Annotated in this window: 15 protein-coding genes; 8 read left to right on the forward strand and 7 right to left on the reverse strand. The window is 74.0% G+C overall.

Annotation, left to right across the window (positions count from 1 at the left end; genetic code table 11):
• Nucleotides 1–67 precede the first annotated feature (67 nt).
• Together Psi01_RS05570 and Psi01_RS05575 are read right to left on the reverse strand one after the other, a co-directional pair.
• On the reverse strand, nt 68–2,575 hold the full coding sequence (locus tag Psi01_RS05570; protein ID WP_204062841.1) for a DNA gyrase/topoisomerase IV subunit A: 2,508 nt from the start codon (nt 2,573–2,575) through the stop codon (nt 68–70).
• Nucleotides 2,576–2,632: 57 nt separating this feature from the next.
• Nucleotides 2,633–3,211: a GNAT family N-acetyltransferase gene (locus Psi01_RS05575; protein WP_204062842.1), complete on the reverse strand. Its 579-nt coding sequence runs from the start codon at nt 3,209–3,211 to the stop codon at nt 2,633–2,635.
• 78 nt (nt 3,212–3,289) lie between these two features.
• Here Psi01_RS05575 and Psi01_RS05580 point away from each other — a divergent pair, with 78 nt between their 5' ends.
• The 3 genes from Psi01_RS05580 (at nt 3,290) to Psi01_RS05590 (ending at nt 7,342) form a co-directional block, all read left to right on the forward strand.
• Entirely contained in the window at nt 3,290–4,105 is an 816-nt protein-coding gene (locus Psi01_RS05580) for a hypothetical protein (protein ID WP_204062843.1), read from the forward strand.
• 225 nt (nt 4,106–4,330) lie between these two features.
• Entirely contained in the window at nt 4,331–5,167 is an 837-nt protein-coding gene (locus Psi01_RS05585; protein WP_204062844.1) for a TauD/TfdA dioxygenase family protein, read from the forward strand.
• 105 nt (nt 5,168–5,272) lie between these two features.
• The gene (locus tag Psi01_RS05590) at nt 5,273–7,342 is read left to right on the forward strand and encodes a RecQ family ATP-dependent DNA helicase (RefSeq protein WP_204062866.1); all 2,070 of its coding nucleotides are present in this window, start codon (nt 5,273–5,275) and stop codon (nt 7,340–7,342) included.
• A gap of 196 nt (nt 7,343–7,538) precedes the next feature.
• On the opposite strand, the gene Psi01_RS05595 is transcribed toward Psi01_RS05590, so the two are convergent.
• Nucleotides 7,539–8,432, reverse strand: coding sequence for a carbohydrate kinase family protein (locus Psi01_RS05595; protein WP_204062845.1), 894 nt, complete (start codon nt 8,430–8,432; stop codon nt 7,539–7,541).
• Between the two features lie 150 nt (nt 8,433–8,582).
• Here Psi01_RS05595 and Psi01_RS05600 point away from each other — a divergent pair, with 150 nt between their 5' ends.
• The 4 genes from Psi01_RS05600 (at nt 8,583) to Psi01_RS05615 (ending at nt 13,972) form a co-directional block, all read left to right on the forward strand.
• Nucleotides 8,583–11,267, forward strand: a complete 2,685-nt coding sequence (locus Psi01_RS05600; RefSeq protein WP_204062846.1) for a bifunctional acetate--CoA ligase family protein/GNAT family N-acetyltransferase — start codon at nt 8,583–8,585, stop codon at nt 11,265–11,267.
• 124 nt (nt 11,268–11,391) lie between these two features.
• Nucleotides 11,392–11,982: a DUF5998 family protein gene (locus Psi01_RS05605; protein WP_203874922.1), complete on the forward strand. Its 591-nt coding sequence runs from the start codon at nt 11,392–11,394 to the stop codon at nt 11,980–11,982.
• Nucleotides 11,979–13,100: an alkaline phosphatase family protein gene (locus tag Psi01_RS05610; RefSeq protein ID WP_204062847.1), complete on the forward strand. Its 1,122-nt coding sequence runs from the start codon at nt 11,979–11,981 to the stop codon at nt 13,098–13,100. The genes Psi01_RS05605 and Psi01_RS05610 overlap by 4 nt, the downstream gene beginning before the upstream one ends.
• Nucleotides 13,101–13,159: 59 nt before the next feature.
• Nucleotides 13,160–13,972 carry a sulfurtransferase gene (locus Psi01_RS05615; protein ID WP_204062848.1) on the forward strand — a complete coding sequence of 271 codons (813 nt, stop codon included), beginning with the start codon at nt 13,160–13,162 and terminating at the stop codon, nt 13,970–13,972.
• Here the strand turns inward: Psi01_RS05615 and Psi01_RS05620 are convergent.
• The 4 genes from Psi01_RS05620 to Psi01_RS05635 all read right to left on the reverse strand — a co-directional run bounded on the left by Psi01_RS05620 (nt 13,912) and on the right by Psi01_RS05635 (nt 19,232).
• The gene (locus Psi01_RS05620) at nt 13,912–16,866 is read right to left on the reverse strand and encodes a CHAT domain-containing protein (protein WP_204062849.1); all 2,955 of its coding nucleotides are present in this window, start codon (nt 16,864–16,866) and stop codon (nt 13,912–13,914) included. The two genes, Psi01_RS05615 and Psi01_RS05620, sit on opposite strands and share 61 nt — an antisense overlap.
• A gap of 93 nt (nt 16,867–16,959) precedes the next feature.
• Nucleotides 16,960–17,424, reverse strand: coding sequence for a hypothetical protein (locus Psi01_RS05625; RefSeq protein WP_204062850.1), 465 nt, complete (start codon nt 17,422–17,424; stop codon nt 16,960–16,962).
• 100 nt (nt 17,425–17,524) lie between these two features.
• Complete coding sequence (locus tag Psi01_RS05630) at nt 17,525–18,121, reverse strand: RNA polymerase sigma factor (protein WP_204062851.1); 597 nt, start codon at nt 18,119–18,121, stop codon at nt 17,525–17,527.
• A 61-nt stretch (nt 18,122–18,182) separates the two neighbouring features.
• Nucleotides 18,183–19,232, reverse strand: a complete 1,050-nt coding sequence (locus Psi01_RS05635) for a S8 family peptidase (RefSeq protein ID WP_204062852.1) — start codon at nt 19,230–19,232, stop codon at nt 18,183–18,185.
• Between the two features lie 390 nt (nt 19,233–19,622).
• Between Psi01_RS05635 and Psi01_RS05640 the strand changes: the two genes are divergently transcribed.
• Nucleotides 19,623–20,117, forward strand: a complete 495-nt coding sequence (locus Psi01_RS05640; RefSeq protein ID WP_204062853.1) for a DUF3145 domain-containing protein — start codon at nt 19,623–19,625, stop codon at nt 20,115–20,117.
• The last annotated feature ends 370 nt before the right edge of the window (nt 20,118–20,487 follow it).

Raw genomic sequence — 20,487 nt, forward strand, 5'->3', positions numbered from 1 at the left:
GCCGGCATCCGTCGCGGGCGGGCGGCGGCGTCCGCCGCCACCCGCCCCTGCCGGATATCAGTGGCCGCTACTGCCCGTCCTGCTCGGCTGACGGCGCCCGGCCGCCGGTGGACCGGCCGTAGACGACCGTGCCCAGCGCGCCGCCCACCGCCGCCACCGTGTGGGTGAGGCGGAGGCCGGAGCCGTCGCGGCGGCCCAGCTCGTCGGGGAGCGGGACCGGCTTGCCGACGGCGGAGACGGCGCGGGCCGGACCGGGGCCCGCCCAGGCGAGCAGCAGGACGTCCTCGCCCTTGAGGAAGCGCTGGGCGCGCACGCCGCCGGTGGCACGGCCCTTGGGCGGGTATTCGGCGAAGTCGGAGATCTTCGCCCCGCCGACCTGGGTGCCGGGCAGGGCGGTGGAGGACCCGGCGATCGTGACGACCCTGGACTCCAGGGCCGGGTCCACGGCGCCGAACCAGATGACCGAGGCGCCGTCGTTGAGCCGGACGCCGGCCATGCCGCCGGCCGGGCGGCCCTGGGGCCGGACGCTGGAGGCCGGATAGCGCAGCAGCTGGGCGTCGGAGGTGATGAAGACCAGGTCGTGGTCCTCGGAGGCCAGCTCCACGGCGCCGACCACGGTGTCGTCGTCCTTGAGCCCGATGACCTCGAACTCGTCGCGGTTGGCCGGATAGTCGGGCACGACCCGCTTGACCACGCCCTGCGCGGTGCCGAGCGCCAGGCCCGGCCCGTCGGGATCCAGGGAACCGATGCCCACGACCGTCTCGCCCGGGTTCAGGGAGACGTACTCGGAGACGGGGTGGCCGCCCGACAACGACGGCGGGCTGGCCGTCGGCGGCAGCGTCGGCAGGTCGACCACCTGCACCCGGATCATCCGGCCCTGGCTGGTGACCACGCCGACCTCGCCCCGCACCGTGCTGTTCACGACCGAGACCAGCACGTCGTGGGCCGAGCGCGCGCCCTCGCCCGGCAGCGGGGAGGCGTCGGCCGTACGGGCCAGCAGGCCGGTGGAGGAGAACAGCACCAGGCACGGGTCGTCGGCCACCTCGAGGGCGACCGGCGCCTTCTTCGCCACTCCCGACGACTCCAGCAGGACCGTGCGGCGGGGGGTGCCGTAGGTCTTGGCGACCTGCGCGAGCTCGGCGGAGACGACCTTGCGCAGCCGGGTCTCGGAGGACAGGATCTCGGTCAGCTCGGCGATCTCGTCGAGCAGGGTCTGCTTCTCCCGGTCGAGCTCGATCTTGTCGTAGCGGGTCAGGCGGCGCAGCGGGGTGTCGAGGATGTAGTTGGCCTGGATCTCCGAGAGCTCGAAGGTCTCCATCAGGCGCTGGCGGGCCTGGGCCGAGTCGTCCGAGGAACGGATGATCCGGATGACCTCGTCGATGTTGAGCAGGGCGATAATGAGGCCCTCGACGAGGTGCAGCCGGGCCTCCCGCTTGCTGCGGCGGTGGGCCGAGCGGCGGCGGACCACGTCGAGGCGGTGGTCCACGTAGACCTGCAGCAGCTCACGCAGGCCCAGCGTGCGCGGCTCGCCGTCGACCAGGGCCACGTTGTTGATGCCGAAGGTCTCCTCCATCGGCGTCAGCCGGTAGAGCTCCTCCAGCACGGCCTCGGGGATGAAGCCGTTCTTGATCTCGATGACCAGCCGCAGGCCCCGGTGGCGGTCGCTGAGGTCCTTCAGGTCGGAGATGCCCTGGAGCTTCTTGGCGGTGACCAGCTCGCGGATCTTGGTGACCACCCGCTCGGGACCGACGTTGAACGGCAGCTCGGTGACGATGATGCCCTTGCGGCGGGGGCTGACCTGCTCGATCGAGCAGGTGGCGCGCATCCGGAAGGTGCCGCGGCCGCGCGCGTAGGCGTCGCGGATGCCGTCCAGCCCGAGGATCACGCCGCCGGTGGGCAGGTCGGGGCCGGGGACGAACTGCATCAGCTCGTCGAGCGTGGCGTCCGGCTTCTTGATCAGGTGGCGGGCGGCGGCGATCACCTCGACGAGGTTGTGCGGCGCCATGTTCGTGGCCATGCCGACCGCGATGCCGGTGGCCCCGTTGACCAGCAGGTTCGGGAACGCCGACGGCATGACCGTGGGCTCGGTCTCCTGGCCGTCGTAGTTGGGCTTGAAGTCGACGGTGTCCTCGTCGATCGACTCCACCATGGCCATGGCCGAGGCGGCCAGGCGGGCCTCGGTGTAGCGCATCGCCGCGGGCAGGTCGTCGGGCGAGCCGAAGTTGCCGTGCCCGTCGACCACCGGCAGCCGCATCGAGAACGGCTGCGCCATGCGGACCAGCGCGTCGTAGATGGCGGTGTCGCCGTGCGGGTGGAGCTTGCCCATCACGTCGCCGACGACCCGTGACGACTTGACGTGTCCCCGGTCGGGCCGCAGGCCCATCTCGCTCATGGAGTAGAGGATGCGGCGCTGGACCGGCTTGAGCCCGTCACGGGCGTCGGGCAACGCGCGCTGGTAGATCACCGAGTATGCGTACTCGAGGAAGCTGGTGCGCATCTCCGCGGATACGTCGATATCGACGATCCGCTCCTCGAAGTCTTCCTCTGGCGGGGGTGTGGTCGTCCGTCGGGCCATGTCGAACATTCTGCCGAACGACGCAGGGTGCCCGCGACATAACGCGGTGACGGTCCGTTATCGGTGAGTGCGGGGACCCGCGCCGGGCCAGGGGCCGGGAGTGGAGCCCTCATCCCGGTCGCCGGGGACGCCGACCCTGGAGTCGTAGATCCGGAACCCCCGCGCCTGGTAGTTGGCCAGCGCCGCCGGGCCGTCCAGGGAGCAGGTGTGCAGCCACACCCGGCGGGTCGGTTCGAGCCCGGGGTGCCGTTCGGCGATGTCCCAGGCGCGGGCCGTGCAGTACTCCAGCAGGCGCCCGCCCGCGGCCTTGCCGATGGCCCAGGGCAGGAGCCCGAAGGAGGCGACCTCGATCGTCCCCTCGTCCTGCGGGACCAGCTCCACGTATCCGGCGGGGGTGCCGCGGTGGTAGGCCACCCAGGTCTCCACCCCCTGGGACAGCCATTCGGCCCACTGCCGCCAGGTCCACGGCAGGCGCTCGGTCCACTGCCAGTCGCCGCCGACGGCGGTGTAGAGGAAGCGGTTCAGCTCGGGGGAGGGGATCTCCGCGCGGACGATGTCGAGCTCGATCGCCGGAGGCTTGGCGGGCAGCAGGTCGGAGGGCGAGGTCTGTTCGAGATACCAGGTGATGACGTCCATAGTGGCCCTCATGAAACCACGGTCCCGCAGGCCGGACGCACGTGGGTGAGCTGGTCGGTTTGTCACTAATATCCCGCCATGCCGAAACGCGGAACGATAATGACGATCATGGCGGCGTGCCTGGTGGCGACGCTGACGGGCTGCGGCCTCGCCGGGGGCGTGCTGGGGGAGCTGGCCACCGACCCGGCGGTGATCACCGCCGACGCGCCGTTCAGGGGCTCGCCCTCGGAGAAGTTCGCCGACGGCGCCGCGGGGCTCGTGATCCCCGAGGCCGAGGCGGTGGGGAAGTTCTCCGCCCGGGACGTCCGCTCGGCTCTGAAGACCAGCGGCCGTCTGCTGCGGGCGGTCTATCTCGACAAGCAGACGCTGCTCGGCGGGAAGCCGGAGGCCTACGCCGCGTTGCTCGACCCCGAGCAGCGCGAGGCCTTCCTCAGGGACCTCGACCACAAGGATCCGAAGAAGGACACCCGGGGGTGGGTCACCAGTTTCGCGCCGGGGACGACGGAGCTGGTCGGTGATGTGATCAAGGTTCAGGGGAGGCTGGAGCCCGTGGCGTCCAAGGACGCCGACGGCGGTCCCGAGCTCAAGGTGAACTACGAGGCCCGGTTCGTCTACGCGGTACGGCCCGCGGGCAAGCCGGGCCCGATCGTCCGGGTGATGGCCTACGTCAAGTCGCACCACCTGTTCTGGCGGGACACGCCCAAGGGCAAGCTCCGCAACTGGGATGGCGAGGCGGAGAACATGTGGACCGCCGGGGTGCTGTGTGAGGCTCCCGACGGCTTCCTGAGGCCCGACTTCTCTCAGGACGGGGGGAGCGGTCCGGTGGATGACGCCTACAGCGACAAGCCGGCCCAGGCCAAGGAAGGGGAGTGCGGAGCGGTCGAGGAGATCTGACGAGACCCGGCTGCGTGCGAGGACCGGCCCCGGCGCTCCGGCGGGCGCCGGGGCCTTCGCGTGCGGGGACGCTTCGAAAGACCGGATGAGTGACCCACGTCACTCTCTTGCGGAAGGCGATCAGGGCATATGCTTGACCAAGCGGTTGCTTGATTGGCGCGGTCGGCACCGCCCGGACAACAGGTCGCGGCCCGTGTGCGGCCACCGACGGAGGAGCGTCCCCAGATGATCGAGTTCAAGCAGGTGACCAAGCACATCGGCGCCGAGGTCAGCGGCGTCGATCTGCGCAAACCCCTGTCGGAGGGCGAGGTCCAGGAGATCCGCCAGGGCTGGTTGAAGTACAAGGTCCTGTTCTTCCGCGACCAGCACATCACCGACGAGGAGCACGTCCGCTTCGCGGAGAACTTCGGCACGATCAACCACCCGGCCTTCAAGAAGGACAGCGGCTCGCCCATCCACATCCTGGACCAGACCGACCCCAAGGGCGAGGGCGGCGACGAGTGGCACAGCGACAACACCTTCGAGCCGATCCCGCCGATGGGCTCGCTGCTGCGCTGCATCCACCTGCCCAGCGTCGGCGGCGACACCCTGTGGGCCAACGCCTGCATGGCCTACGAGGCGCTCTCCCCGCCCATCCAGCGGCTCTGCGACGAGCTGACCGCCATCCACGACATCACGGCCTCGATGAAGAAGGCCATCTCCAAGGGGCACGACTTCGACCTGGCCGAGATCCAGGCCAAGTGGCCGCCGATCGAGCGGCCCGTGGTGCGCGTGCACGCCGAGACCGGGCTCAAGGCGCTGTTCGTCAACCGTGCCTCCACCACCAGGCTCGTCCAGCTCAACGACCGGGAGAACGAGGCGCTGCTGCCGTACCTGATCGACCACATCCGCTCGCCCGAGTTCCAGGTCCGGCTCAACTGGCGGCCGGGCACCCTGGCCTTCTGGGACAACCGCGGCACCCAGCACTACGCGGTGGCCGACTACACCGAGCGCCGCCGCATGCACCGGGTCACCATCAACGCCTTCCCCGAGCACCTGGACCCGGAGTACCGGGACGGGTGAACGGCCCGCGCCGGACCGGATGACCGTCCGGGAGGCCGGATGGTCACCGGAAAGGCGCAAAACGTCACCGGGACCTGATAGCAATGACCGGTGAGCGAAGAGCTGATGCTGCGGGAAGAGGCCGAGGAACGGCTGCGTGCGCTCGCCGGAGACCACGCCCGGCTGCGTGAGGACCAGTGGGAGGCCATCAAGGCCCTGGTCATGGACCGGCGCCGGGTGCTCGTGGTCCAGCGCACCGGGTGGGGCAAGTCGGCGGTCTACTTCATCGCCACCGCGCTGCTGCGCGAGCTGGGCGAGGGGCCGACGGTCATCGTCTCGCCCCTGCTCGCCCTGATGCGCAACCAGATCGCCGCCGCCGAGCGGGCCGGGATCCACGCGGTCACGGTCAACTCGGCCAACCCCGAGGAGTGGGAGGAGATCTACGGGCAGGTCGCCGACGGCGTGGTCGACGTGCTGCTGGTCAGCCCGGAGCGTCTCAACAACCCCGACTTCCGCGACCACGTCCTGCCCGCGCTCGCCGAGAGCGCGGGCCTGGTCGTGGTGGACGAGGCGCACTGCATCTCCGACTGGGGCCACGACTTCCGGCCCGACTACCGGCGGCTGCGCACGCTGTTCGACGAGCTGCCCGACGGCGTGCCGATCCTGGCCACCACCGCCACCGCGAACGCGCGGGTCACCCACGACGTGGCCGAGCAGCTCGGCCACGAGACGCTCGTGCTGCGCGGGGCGCTGGAGCGCGAGAGCCTCCATCTGGGCGTCGTACGGCTGCGCGGCGCCGAGCAGCGCCTGGCCTGGCTCTCCCAGGCCCTGCACGAGCTGCCCGGCTCCGGGATCGTCTACACCCTCACCGTGGCCGCCGCCCAGGAGATCGCCGCCTACCTGCGTGAGCAGGGGCACGAGGTGGCCGCCTACTCCGGCCAGACCGAGCAGGCCGAGCGGCTCGCCGCCGAGCAGGCCCTGCTCGACAACAAGATCAAGGCGCTGGTCGCCACCTCCGCGCTGGGCATGGGCTTCGACAAGCCCGACCTCGGCTTCGTCGTCCACGTCGGCGCCCCGCAGTCGCCGGTCGCCTACTACCAGCAGGTCGGCCGGGCCGGGCGCGGGGTCGAGCGGGCCGAGGTGATCCTGCTGCCCGGCGCCGAGGACCGCGAGATCTGGGCCTACTTCGCCTCGCTGGCCTTCCCGCCCGAGCCGGTCGTGCGCGGCGTGCTGGAGGCGCTGGCCGAGGGCGGGGTCATGTCCACCGCCGCCCTGGAGAACCGGGTCGACCTCAGCCGCACCCGCCTGGAGACCATGCTCAAGGTCCTCGACGTGGACGGCGCGGTGCGCAGGGTCAGGGGCGGCTGGGAGGCCACCGGCGAGGAGTGGGCCTACGACGCCGACCGCTACGCCCGTGTCGCCGCCGAGCGCGAGGCCGAGCAGCGGGCCATGCTCGACTACATCTCCACCACCGGCTGCCGCGAGGAGTTCCTCCGACGCCGCCTGGACGACGACTCCGCCACGCCCTGCGGGCGCTGCGACAACTGCACCGGCGTGCACCGCTCGCCCGAGGTGGACGCCGGTGCGGTCGAGCGCGCGGCCGAGAGCCTGCACCGGCCCGGCGTGGAGATCGAGGCCCGGCGGCAGTGGCCGACCGGGCTGGCCGACCTCAAGGGCCGCATCAAGCCCGAGCTGGGCGCCGAGCCCGGCCGGGCGCTGGGCCGCCTGACCGACATCGGCTGGGGCAACCGCCTGCGCGGGCTGCTGGCCGAGGGCGTCCCCGACGGCCCCGTCCCCGACGACGTGTTCGCCGCCGTGGTCGCGGTGCTGTCGTCCTGGCAGTGGGAGCAGCGCCCGGTCGCCGTGGTCTCGGTGCCCTCGGCCACCCGCCCCCAGCTGGTCCGCAGCCTCGCCGAACGGCTGGCCCAGATCGGCCGGCTGACCTACCTCGGCGAGCTGGGCTACCGCTCCGGCCCGCCCGGCCGCCAGTTCAACAGCGCCCAGCGGGTCCAGGCGGTCCGCGCCACCCTCGCCATGCCCTCGGCCCTGAGCGCCGCGGTCGCCGCGGCGGGCGGCCCGGTCCTGCTGGTCGACGACCACGTCGACACCGGCTGGACGGTGACCCTCGCCGCCGCCATGCTCCGCCACGCCGGAGCCCCCGCCGTCCTCCCCCTGGCCCTGGCGGTGACGAGCTAAACGAGCAAGCCCTGGAGCAGCAGGCGGCTACGGCAGCGCGTGCCGGGCGGGTGGGCCCACCCGTGAGGCGTGTCCCCGCCGGGCCGGGTGCCGGTACGCACCCGGCCCGGGGGTCAGCGACGGATGCCGGAACGGCCGGGCCTCGCCTGATGGCGTCGGAAGCGGATGCCGGAACGGCCGGGTCCCGCCTTGAGCGTCAGAGGCGGGGGCGGGCGCCGAGGTGGGCGATGGCCTTGGCGGCCAGGCGGTTGCCGGCGGCCAGGGCCTCGGCCGGGGGCTTGCCCGCCAGCCAGGCGGGCAGGAAGCCGGCGGTGAAGGCGTCGCCGGCGCCGGTGCCGTCGACCACGCGCTCCACGGTCTCGGCGGGGGCCTTGACCGGCTCGCTGCGGGTGTTGGTGTACCACAGCGCGCCGTCGGCGGCGAGCTTGATCACGACCTGGGGGAACCAGGCGGTGAGCACCTTGGCGGCGGCGTCGGGCTCGTCGCGGCCGGTCAGGACCTTGGCCTGGTCGGCGTTGGCGAACAGCAGCTTGGCGCTCTGCGTCCACTCCAGGAACGGCTCGGCCCCGGTGCGCTCCAGCGGCGCGGAGGAGGAGCAGTCGACCGAGATGGACATCCCGGCCCGCTGGGCCATCTCCAGGGCCGCCAGACCGGCCTCGCGGGAGCCCTCGTTGATCAGGGTGTAGCCCGAGACGTGCAGGTGACCGCCCTGGGAGAACAGGTCGCGGGGGAGGTCCTCGGGCGACAGCGCCGCGTTGGCGCCGGGGTCGGAGAGCATGGTGCGCTCACCCTTGTGGGTGACGAGCACGACGCAGGTGCCGGTCGGGCGCTCGGGATCCATGACGAGGCGGGCGTCCACGCCGTATCCCATGAGCTCCATGTCGCGGTTGCGGCCGGTGATGTCGGCGCCCCGGCGGCCGATGAAGGCCACCTCCGCGCCCTCCACCGCGAGCCAGGAGGCGATGTTGGCCCCCGAGCCGCCGCCGTGCATCGTGACGATGGCCGGTGTGTCACTGGCTCTGGCCAGAGGGTAGCGAGCCCGCGCGACCGCGTCGGTCATGAGATCGCCCACCACGACCACCCGCGTCATGATGTCACCACCTTGCTGCCTTTGATCCCGACCTGCTTATGGAGCCGCCAAAAACCTAACAGCTTCCAGCCAGCGTAGGGGGCTCGGATCTCAGACAGGGTCATAGTCGATGCACAAGCGTTGCGTGAATGGGCCCGGTTGGTCCCGCATATGAGATTCGCGTCTACTCTCGGGACTGTGGAGGCTCAGTATCCCGCCCACTGGGAGGCGGACGTCGTCCTGTCGGACGGGGGCACCGCGCACGTGCGCCCGATCCGCCCCGCGGACGCGGACCGGTTGCGCGCGTTCTACTCCCGGCTCTCCGCGGAGTCCATCTACTTCCGGTTCTTCGGGCCCCGGCCCCGGCTGTCGGACCGGGAGGTCACCTGGTTCACGACCGTCGACTACGTGGACCGGGTCGCGCTGATCGCCACGATCGGCACGGAGATGGTGGCCGTGATCCGCTACGACCGGATCGAGCCGGGGGAGGCGGAGGTCGCCTTCCTCGTCGAGGACGCCCACCAGGGCCGCGGCGTCGCCTCGGTGCTGCTGGAGCACCTGGCCGAGACCGCCAGGGAGAACGGCATCGCCAAGTTCGTCGCCGACGTCCTGCCCGCCAACCAGAAGATGATGGCGGTGCTCAAGCAGGCCGGCTACACCGCGCAGAGCCGCTTCGCCGACGGCGTCGTACGGATGACCCTCGACCTCACCCCGACCGAGACCTCCCAGGAGGTGACCGCCTCCCGCGAGCACCGGGCCGAGTCCCGCTCGATCGAGCGGCTGCTCACCCCGCGGTCGGTGGCGGTCGTCGGCGCGGGCCGGGATCCGGGCGGCGTCGGCCAGACCGTGCTGCGCAACCTGCTGGCCGCCGACTTCACCGGCCCGGTCTACCCGGTCCACCGCGAGGCGCGCGCCGTCGCGGGCGTGCGGGCCTACCCCAGCGTGACCGCCATCGACGGCGAGGTCGACCTGGCCGTGCTCGCCGTACCGGCCGACGGGGTGATCGAGGTGGTCAAGGAGTGCGCGGAGAAGGGCGTGCGCGGGCTCATCGTCGTCTCCTCCGGATTCGGCGAGACCGGGCCCGAGGGGCGGGCCCGCCAGGACGAGCTGGTCCGCATCGCCCGCGCGTACGGCCTGCGCGTCGTGGGCCCCAACTGCCTCGGCATCGCCAACACCGACCCCGCGGTCCGGCTGAACGCCACGCTCGCCGCGACGGTCCCCGGCCGGGGCCGGGTCGGCTTCTTCAGCCAGTCGGGCGCCCTGGGCACGGCCCTGCTGCAGCGGGTGGCCCAGCGCGGCATGGGCATCTCCTCGTTCGTCTCGGCGGGCAACCGCGCCGACGTCTCGGGCAACGACCTGCTGCAGTACTGGGAGGAGGACCACGACACCGACGTGATCCTGCTCTACCTGGAGTCGCTGGGAAACCCGCGCAAGTTCGCCCGCCTGGCGCGGCGGATCTCCCGGCGCAAGCCGATCGTGGTGGTCAAGAGCGGCGGCACCACCCAGGGCGTGCCCATCGGCCACGCCGCCCCGGTGCTCGGCCTGCCGGACACCGCGCTCAGCGCGCTGTTCGAGCAGGCCGGCGTGATCCGGGTGGATGACCTGATCCAGCAGTTCGACGTGGCGCAGCTGCTGGCCTACCAGCCGCTGCCGGCCGGTCCCCGGGTCGGCCTGGTGAGCAACTCCGACGCGCTGGCCCTGCTGGCGGTGGACGCCTGCGTGCGGGCGGGCCTGGAGCCCCGGCCGCCGGTCAACCTCGGCGCCCGCGCCGGCGCCGCCGAGTTCGGCACGGCCCTGGCCTCGCTGCTGCCGGAGGTGGACGCCGCGGTCGTGATCTACATGCCGCCTATCCCCGGCCGCTCCGACGAGGTGGCCGCCGAGCTGCTGCGCGTCTCACGCGAGGGCGGCAAGCCGGTGCTCGCCACCTTCGAGGGCAAGCTCGGCATGCCCTCCGAGCTGCGGGTCGGCACCGTGCCCGAGCGGGGTTCGATCCCGTCGTACGCGGCTCCCGAGGAGGCGGTGCGGGCCCTGGCCCACGTCGTGCGGTACGCGCGCTGGCGCGAGCAGCCGGCGGGCTCTCCCGCGGAGATCGCCGACGTCGACGCCGCCGCGGCGCGGGAACTGGTCGAGCGGACGCTGGAGGCCCCGCCGCACGCCGGCCCGCCGCGCGAGGTCCCCGGTGATCGGCCCCCGGTCGAGATCGAGGCCTCGGAGCTGGTGGCCTGCTACGGGCTGACCGTCTGGCGCGCCGAGATCGTCGGCTCGCCAGAGGAGGCCGTGGCCGCGGCCGAACGGCTGGGCTGGCCGGTGGTGCTCAAGGCCGCCGACCCGGAGGCGGCCAAGCGGGCCGGGACGGTCCGGCTGGGCCTGGCCGGTCCCGACGGGGTGCGCGACGCCTTCGCCGACCTGGCGCGCCAGCTCGGCCCCGAGGCCGTGCTCGCGGTGCAGCGGATGGTCCCGCAGCCCGCGGTGCCGACCGTGGTGAGCGTCGTGGACGACTTCGCCTTCGGCGCGGTCGTCTCCTTCGGGCTGGGCGAGGTGACCGCGCGCCTGCTGCGGGACGAGGCCTACCGGATGGTCCCGCTGACGCGGGAGGACGCGGCGCAGCTCATCAGGTCGCCGCGCGCCGCGCCGCTGCTGTTCGGCGAGTACGGCTACCCGCCGGTCGCGGTGGAGGCGCTGGAGGACCTGCTGGTCCGGGTCGGCAGGCTGGCCGACGACCTGCCCGAGGTGGCCAGGCTCGACCTCGATCCGGTGCTGGTGGGGGAGTCCGGGGTGATCGTCCTGGGGGCGCACGCCGTACTGCGCAGTCCCGCCGGTCCGCGGCCCGACGGCGGGCCCCGCCGGCTCAGCTGAGCCGGGTCGCGCGCCGCGGGCCCGGAACGGCCCTCACGCCGACGGGATGGTGACGGTACGGTGTCGTGTCCCGGCCGGGGCGCTCAGGGTGAAAGAGCCCCCCGGGACAGGGCAGGATGGACCCATGAGGGAAACCCGACTCTCGTCCGCCGGCCTGCGCGACGCGATCGACCGCAGTGGCTACTATCCCGACCTGGTCGCCGACGCGGTCGAATCCGCTCTGGGCAAGGAGCAGGTGGGCGCCTACGTGGTGCACCACGAGGCCACTTTCGACCCGGCGATGGAGGTCCGCCGGCACGTCACGGTGCTGGTGCTGTCACCCACCCGGCTGCTCGTCTGCCACACCGACGAGCACCCGGCCGTCGAGGGGGTCTCGGCCTCCCACGCCTCCACGACCACCGAGGCCGTGCGGCTGAGCCGGATCCAGTCCGTGGCCGTCACCCGGGTCGTCCCCGATCCCGCCTCCTACGTGCCGGGCGTGCCGCCCACCGAGGTCACGCTCACCATCGGCTGGGGCGCCATCTCCCACGTCGATCTGGAGCCCGCCACCTGCGGGGACGAGAACTGCGACGCCGACCACGGATACACCGGCGCCATCACGGCCGACGACCTCTCCCTGCGGGTGAGCGAGGCGGCCGACGGACCCGAGGCGGTCTCCCACGTGCTGGCCTTCGCCAAGGCACTGTCGGAGGCCACCGCCCGCGCCGCCTCGTGATCCCCCTCGTCCCGGCGTACGGCGAGGCCTCACTCGCCGACCTGTCCGCCTCGCTGCTGGCCGCCCTGAACCTGGGAGGGGCCAACCCCCTCGGGATCGCCCCCGCCGACCGGGTCCTGCTGTTCCTGGTCGACGGCCTGGGCGCGCAGCTGCTGCGCGCCCACCCCGAGGCGGCCCCGTTCCTGTCGTCCCGGCCGGGCCAGGTGCTCACCGCCGGCTTCCCCGCCACCACCGTGACCAGCCTGAGCACGCTCGGCACCGGGCTCACGCCGGGCGAGCACGGCATGCTGGGCTACCAGCTGGCCGTGCCCGGCGCCGGGCACCTGTTCAACTGCCTGCGCTGGACCGTCCCCGGGGAGGGCGAGCCGGCCGACCCGCAGGAGTGGCAGCCTGCCGCGACCGTCTTCGAGCGGGCCTCGCAGGCCGGGGTCGCCGTCAGCTACGTCGGCCCCTCCTATTTCGAGGGCACCGGGTTCAACCAGGCCGTCTACCGCGGCGTGCGCTTCGTCGGCGCCGACGAGATCGACGACCGGATCGAGGGGGTGCGCCGCGCGCTGGCCGAGCCCCGCGCCCACGTGACGGTCTACTACGGCGACCTGGACGCCGTCGGCCACATGGTCGGCTGGGGGACGCCGGAGTGGCTGGAGCAGCTGTCCCGGGTGGACCGGATGGCGGAGCGGCTGGCCGAGACGCTCCCGCCCGGCTCGGCGATGTACGTCACCGCCGACCACGGCATGGTCAACGCGGCGGAGCGCATCGACGCCGACACCGTCCCCGGGCTCCGCGACGGCGTCGCCCTGCTCGGCGGCGAGGCCAGGGCCAGGCACGTCTACGCCGAGCCCGGAGCGGCCGGGGACGTGCTGGCGACCTGGCGGAGCGTCCTGGCGGGGACGGCGTGGGTGGCCTCCCGGGAGGAGGCCGTCGCCTCCGGCTGGTTCGGGCCGCGCGTGCGCGACGAGTGGCTGCCGAGGATCGGCGACGTGATCGCCGTGCCGTACCTCGACGCCGTCATCACCGCCTCGGTCGCCGAGCCGCTGGAGTCGTCGTTCACCGGCTACCACGGTTCGCTGACCCCGGCCGAGCAGTACGTCCCGATGCTCGAGGTGAGCACCCGCTGACCTCCGCACGCCCCGGCCGGATCCCGCGGCCGGGGCCGTCACGTCCGACAGGAGCCGAGATGAGTCCGCTGATCACACCCGCGCAGCTGGCCGCGCTGGACGGGGCCGCCGTCCTCGACGTGCGCTGGAGGCTCGGCGGGCCGCCCGGGATCGAGTCCTACCGGGAGGGGCACATCCCGGGGGCGCTCTTCTGCGACCTGAACGCCGACCTGGCCGCCCCGGCCGGCCCCGGCGGCCGCCACCCGCTGCCGGAGGCCGATCTCTTCCAGGCCGCGATGCGCCGCCTGGGGGTCTCCGGCTCCCGGCCCGTGGTCGTCTACGACGAGGCCGACTCCACGGCCGCGGCCCGGGCCTGGTGGACGCTGCGCTACTTCGGCCACCCCGACGTGCGGGTCCTCGACGGCGGCCTGCGCGCCTGGACCGCCGAGGGGCGCCCGCTGGCCAAGGAGACGCCCGAGCCGCCGCCGGGCGACTTCACCGCTCGGCCGGGCGGCATGCCCGTGCTCGGCGCCGAGGAGGCCGCGGCCCTGGCCGCCGACGGCGTCCTGCTGGACGCGCGGGCCGCGGAGCGCTACAGGGGAGAGGTCGAGCCGATCGACCCCGTCGCCGGGCACATCCCCGGCGCGGTCAGCGCCCCCACCGGGGCGAACGTCGACCCGAGCGGCCGCTTCCACCTGCCGGACTTCCTGCGCGAGCGGTTCAACACCCTCGGGGCGGTGCCCGGGATCGAGGTCGGCGCCTACTGCGGCTCCGGGGTGACGGCCGCCCACCAGGTGCTCGCCCTGGAGGTGGCGGGCATCCCCGCCGCCCTCTACGTGGGCTCCTGGTCCCACTGGGTGACCGACCCCTCCCGGCCGGTCGCCACCGGCTGATCGCCGTACCCGAAACAGGCGAACCCGGCCACCCCGGTCATCGCGCTCGCCCGGGTCAGCGCGGGCGCGGGCGGGTGACCGGCGGCCAGGAGAGTGTGGAAGGCGGTCATCAGCGCCAGCGTCTCCTCATCGCGCACCGGCACCAGCCCGGCCACCACGCACCGCGTCCCCAGGGACAGGAACGTCCCCGCCAGCCCCAGCGGCGCCCCGTCGGCCGGCGCGTGCGCCATCCCCGTGTCGCAGGCCGACAGCACCACCAGGTCCGGTGGGGTACGGAGCCGCAGCAGGTCGTAGGCCATGAGCCGGCCGTCGTCCAGGTCGATGCCGGACAGCAGCGGGCTGCGCGCGCAGAACGTCCCGTGCGCGGCCAGATGGGCCACCGCCGCCCGCTCCAGCGCCGCCATCACCGCGGCCCGGTTCGCCGCCACCCGCTCGGCCCCCGGCCGCCGGTCCCGGACCATGTCGGCCTCGTCCCCGGCGTACCGCAACCGGGGCCCGGCCACCACGACAGTCCTGGCCCCGGGTACGGCTCCCGCCCGGTGTGCGGTCAGCCAGGCGGCGGCGCTCGCGGCGACGGTCACCGGGCGGTCGGCGTTCGACGGCAGAACCGGCCAGGGCAGGGTGTGCAGGGCCCCGGCCGGTACGACCACCAGGGGCCGGTCGCCCAGGCGGCCGAGCAGCGGGCCCAGGACCAGCCGTTCCACCGCGGCCGCCTCCCCGGCCGTGCCGGTCGCCGGTCCGTCGCGCAGGTGCGTCCGGCGCAGGCCGTACCGGAGCCTGACCGTGGCCTCGGCGACGGCGGCGAAGGGTCCCAGGCGGCACAGCGTGATCCGGCCGGAGACGATCGCGACGGCGACCAGCTCGTCACCGTGACGGACGAACTCCACCAGCGCCGTCTCACCCAGCGCGGCCCGCAGCTCCCCCAGGGGCGGAGCCGCCGGCCGCCCGGCGCCGCCGGCGACCCCCCTCCACCGCTCCGCCCAGGCCAGCACCGTCCCGCCCCTGCCGGTCTCCAGCGCGAGCGCCAGCCCGAGCGCCGCCAGCGGCTCCGCCTCCCGCACCGCCTGAGCCCGCACCGCGGGATCCTCCCCGGCCTCCTGCACCGCATCCGTCCCGGTCGCCCACGCCGCCCCGATCCCGTCAGCAGGTGCCATTCCGGCGGCGAGCGCCTCCGCCGTGCCGGTGCCGGTGGCGCCCGGGAGCGCCGGTTCGCTGCGGATGCCGGTCCTGGCGAGCAGGGACGCTCTGGCACCGGCCCGGGCCAGCCCCGCCAGGATCGCGGCGAACGCTCCCCGCCGGTCTCCCCGAAGCACCCGCCGCAGGGCGGTCGCCCGATAGGCCGCCACCCCGTGCCCGGCCGGAGCCGGTAGAGCGAGCTGTTCACCGGCGGTGCGGTCGTCGCCCAGCCGGATCGCCAGCTCCGCGGCGGTGAGCCGGAGAGGCCCCGAAGGCTGGCCCGTCCGGTCGAGGTCGTCGGCGCACGCCACCATCTCGGCGAGCAGCCGTTCACCGGCTCCCTGCCCCGGCTCGCCGCCTGCCCCCGCATCGTCCGGCGCGGTCGCGGGCCGGGTGCGGAAGGGCGTGGGGGCGCCGGGGAAGGCGAGCCGGAGGCGGGCGCGCAGGACGATCTCGGTGGCCAGGGGGACCGAGGACCGCCTGCCGTGCGCGAGAAGCTCGGACCGGGCCAGCTCCGCGCTCACGAGGGCGCTGTGCGCGTCGCCGGTGCGCAGCTCCACCTCGGCCAGCGTCAGCCGGGCCTCCGCCAGGGCCGTCGCGGCGCCCGCGGCCTCCAGCTCCGGGACGGCGAGATCCAGCAGCGCCCGAGCCTCCCCGGGCAGGTGGGCGGCGATCAGCGCCTGGGCGAGGTCGCAGCGGACGGTGGCCAGCCGTTCCGGGCAGCCGAACAGGCTCCGTTCCGCGCGCAGGTACGCCGCGAACGCCGCCGGGAGATCACCGCGCCTGGCCGCCAGGAACGGCAGGTTGCCCTCGGCCAGCGCGAGCACGTGGGTGAGCCCCGCCGCCCGCGCCAGCTCCGCGCTCCGCCGCAGGTCCCTCTCCGCGGCCGTGAAGTCCTCCAGATAGACGCGGGCGATGCCCCGGTTCAGCAGCGCCCCGGCGAGGAAGACCTGGTCCTCGCCGAGGACGGCCACGGCATGGTCGCAGCGGCGGATCGCGTCGTCATGACGGCCGAGCCGCATCAGCGCCGACGCCCGGTTCACGCCGAGCATGGCGATCTCGGACGGGGTGAGGTACGGCTCCGCCTCGCGGGCGAGGGCGAGGGCCTGCTCGGGACGGCCCAGTTCGGTCTGCACGGGAACGAGGGAGAGCCGCGCCTGGGCGGCCCTCCGGGGCGACCCGGCCGCGACGGCGAGGCGCACGGATCGCAGGAGGTGCTCCTCGGCCAGCGGAAGGTCTCCCAGCTCCCGCGCGGCCAGGGCCAGCGCCCGGTACGCCACCGCGGCCGCCTCCGGGCCCTCTCCTCCCGGAGAGGAACGCGCCCGGCCGGCCGCTTCGGCACGGCCGTCCGGAGAGAGACGGGCGGGGCCGGTCGCTCCGGGATGACTGTCCGAGAGGGGACTTGCCCGGTCGAGCATTTCGGCACGGCCGTCCGGAGAGAGACGGGCGGGGCCGGTCGCTTCGAGATGGTCGCTGTCCGGAGCGGGACGTGCCGGGCCTTCCGCGTGGTCGTCTTCCGCCCGGGGATCCGTCCACCGGTCCGCTCCGCCGTACAACCCGTACGGCGAGGCGTCCCATTCGAGACCCGCGCTGATCCCGTCACCGGCTGCGAGGGTGGCGAGTACGGCGTCCGCCAGGGTGCGGGCGGTGGTGGGGTCGGTGGCGGCCAGGCGGATCGCGTGTTCGGCCTCGGCGATGAGGGTACCGGCCGTCTTCACGTCATGCGGGCACCGGAGCGGCGGGTCCTCCCCACGGGAGGGCACGGCGGGGGCGGGAGGAGGGCGGTGACCGGTGGAGGGGACGGCGGTCACTTACGGCCGGATCCGGGTCCAGGAGGTCGCGACGGGGGGACGGTCCTCGCGGTGGCATACCACGCTGAACCAGCCGGGCGGAAGACCCGTGACCGCGAACCTGCCCGCCGGGGAGAGCACGCGCGACTCGGTCAGGCAGGGAGTGCGGATCTCGACCCATGTGCTGGCCTCCTGGCGGGGGGAGACCTGCCCGGCCAGATCGATCAGGCCGTCGGCGGAGTCGACCTCCAGATCGACGGTGAGGTCACCGGCGTCGAACCGGAGCAGCCGGGCCTGATCGTCCGCGCGCACGCCGGAGGGGGCGGGTACGGTCGTCCGCCGGGCCGTGACCGCGCCGGGCAGCCGCAGGGAGAACGCGGCCCTGGCGGCGGTCGTGACGTGGTCGGGCACGGGATCACGGTCCGCCGCCAGATGAAGGAAGGCGATCAGGCACTCGTCGTCGGGACGGTGGGGACCTGACGTCACGATGTCGTCTCCTGGGAGGTCAGGGCTGTCACGGTGTCGTCCTGCAGGGCGGGGGATGAGGTCACGGCATCGTTCCGTGACCGCCGGGAGGCCAGGGCTGTCACGGCGTCGGCCTGCGGCCGGGGGGAGGGGGCGCCGGTGGCGCCGGTTCCTCGGCGGTGAGCAGGGAGCGCAGGCGGTTCAGGCAGCGGGCGCGGGTGGGGCCGTAGCTGCCCGGAGGCATGCCCAGGCGGCCGGCCAGCTGGAGGACGCCGGCTTCGGGGGCGGCGGCCATCAGGCGCAGCAGGGAACGGCAGGGCTCGTGCATGCTCTCGACCACTCCCCACAGGCGGCGGCCCTCGTCGGCGACCACGACGGCGAGGGCGGGGTCGGCGTGGGGATGCCAGGTCTCGGCGGGGCCGGGCGGGTCGGCGGGGTCGGCGACCAGCCGCTCGTCCCGGGTGCGCCTGCGGACCAGGCAGGCCTCGCGCCGGGCGGTGGTGAACAGCCAGGCGCCGATCCGGGCGGGGTCGCGGACGGTGTGCAGGCTCTCGACCAGCCGCAGCCAGGTCCCCTGCACGGCGTCGGCCGCGTCGGCGGTGCTGAGCCCGTAGGCGCGGACCGCGGACCAGACCAGAGGGGTGAGCCGCTTGACCGTCACGTCCCAGGCCGCCTGGTCGCCCGCCAGGACGGCGTCGAGCGTGTGCTGATCGATCACCGGTGCCTCCGGGGCCGCGTCGGGCACTTTACGTGTTCATGGCATTACTCTGGGTCGCAGCTTACCCGTGCACGGGCACCACGGTTCCCAGATCGTCGATCCGCCCGGCCCGGCGTGGATCCAGGACCTGCGCCACCGCCCGCGCCGGCGTCGTCCCCGCGGCGAGCGCCGCGATCTCCCCGCTGACCGCGGCCGCCGCGAAGGAGGTCCCGCTCCAGCGCGCGTACCCTCCGAAGGGCTCCTCCTCCAGGAAGGCGCTGGCCAGCCACTCGCCCCGGGTGCAGGCGTCCACCCAGGGGCCGTACGCCGAGAACGGCGCCCGGGCCCCTCCGGCGGCGTCCAGGGCGCCGACGGCGACCACGCCGGGCAGGGCGGCGGGCCAGAACGGCCGGTCCGAGGCCGTGTTGCCCGCGCAGGCGACCACCGCCGTGCCGGGCAGCGCGGCCAGCGCCTCCCGGACCAGTGGGGAGGGGCGGTCGTCGAAGCTGTGCCCGCCGAAGGAGAGGTTGAGCACCTCCGGCGGGTCGTCCCGCAGCAGAGCCAGCAGGCGCAGCAGCCCGGCCTCGTCTCCGACGCCGTGGCCGTCCAGTGCCCGCAGCGGGCGCAGCCGCGCCCGCGGGGCCCCGCGCAGGATCAGGCCGGCGACGAAGGTCCCGTGCCCGGCCTGGGCGTCGCGCTCGCCGTCGCCGTCCGAGTCGGGCGGCTCGGCCTCCTGGCGCCGCTCCAGGAACCAGGGGCGCTCCCTCCACCACGGGTGCGCGCCCAGGCAGGTGTCGAGCACCGCCACGGTCACGGAGCCCTCGCCTGGGGGCGGCGCGCTGAGCGGACCGGCCGGGAACGGGCGGGAGGCCGGTCCGCCGAAGAAGAGGGGCTGGCCCGTCAGGACGTGGTTGGGGCAGACGCGGTGGCCCCGGTCCCGGAGGGTGGCCGCCAGGTCGCAGACGTCCACGCCGGGCGAGAGCCGTACCCGGAAGATCCCGTCGGCCCCGCGGTCCCCGGCCGCGGCGGTCCAGCGGGCGGCGGCCTCCATCCCCGGGGCGTCGGCCAGCAGCTGCCCCGGTCTGATCAGCGCGGGTGATCCTGGTACGGGCCCGACCCGCTGGACGTTCATGGCGCTCCGGGAGGTGATCGGCGGACTGCTGGACGGCCTTCGGCCCGAAACGATGCCGCACCCCGGCGTCCACCGGGCTGTGAACCCGGTTTCCCGTCCCCGTCCGGGCGCCCGCTCTGCCGGTGTTACGGCCCGCCGGAAGCAGGGGTCACCGATTTCCTCGGCGTTCGACAACATGATCGAACGTAAGGTAAAGGTGCACCTTGCACGAGTGGAAGAACAGGGCGATCCGCCCGCTATGACGGAGCGGAGAGGCGGTCTGCGCCATCTCGGTATGACGTCCCTCTGGTGCGATGTCACAACCGACGGTAGTCTCTCCTTCAGTCACTTGTGATCATCCGTGGGCGAGGCCGTTGGGGAAGGCGCACCTCGTACGAAACGGGAGGTCCGGTGTCTGCTCGTGGCGTGCTTTACGTCCACTCGGCTCAGCCTGCGCTGTGCCCTCATATCGAATGGGCGGTCGCGGGCGTCCTTGGCGTGCCCGTAGACCTGACGTGGACGCCCCAGCCCGCCGCACCCGGTCACGTGCGCGCACAGGCCGAGTGGCAAGGACGTCAGGGGACCGCCGCGGCCATCGCCTCCTCGTTGATGGGCTGGCAGCGCATCCGCTTCGAAGTGACCGAGGACGCCTCGCCCGAGGCCGACGGCTCCCGGCACGCCTACACCCCGGCCCTGGGCGCCTTCACGGCGGTGATCGGGGCCAGCGGCGACATCATGGTGCCCGAGGACCGGCTGCGCTCCGCCATGCTCCTGGCCCGCCAGGGCAGGGTGGTGCTCGAAGAGGAGCTGGACAAGCTGCTGGGCAGGCAGTGGGACGAGGAGCTCGAGTCGTTCCGCTACGCGGGCGAGGGTGCACCGGTGCGCTGGCTGCACGCCGCCGTCTGAGCGGGCCCGGTCCGACCTCCTCCCGGCCCGACCCCGCCCGCTCGACCCCCAGCCGCCTGCGCCCGTCCGACCTCCCGCCGTCCAGCCGCCTACGCCCGTCCGACCTCCCGCCGTCCAGCCGTCTGCGCCCGTCCGACTTCCAGCCGTCCCGCCTGTCTGACCTCCCACCTTCCCCGCCTGTCCGGGCCCCGCCTTCCTGCGCTTCCGGCCGCCGCCGTTCCCTCCCCGCCGCCTGGCCGGGGCGGACGGAGGCACGGAAGCGGGACGGACATGCAGAGGCGGACGCACAGAAGCGGGCGGACGCACAGAAGCGGGCGGACGCACAGAAGCGGGCGGACGCACGGAAGCGGGCGGACGCACGGAAGCGGGC

The organism is Paraplanobispora siamensis, assembly GCF_016863175.1.
GTDB lineage: Bacteria > Actinomycetota > Actinomycetes > Streptosporangiales > Streptosporangiaceae > Planobispora > Planobispora siamensis.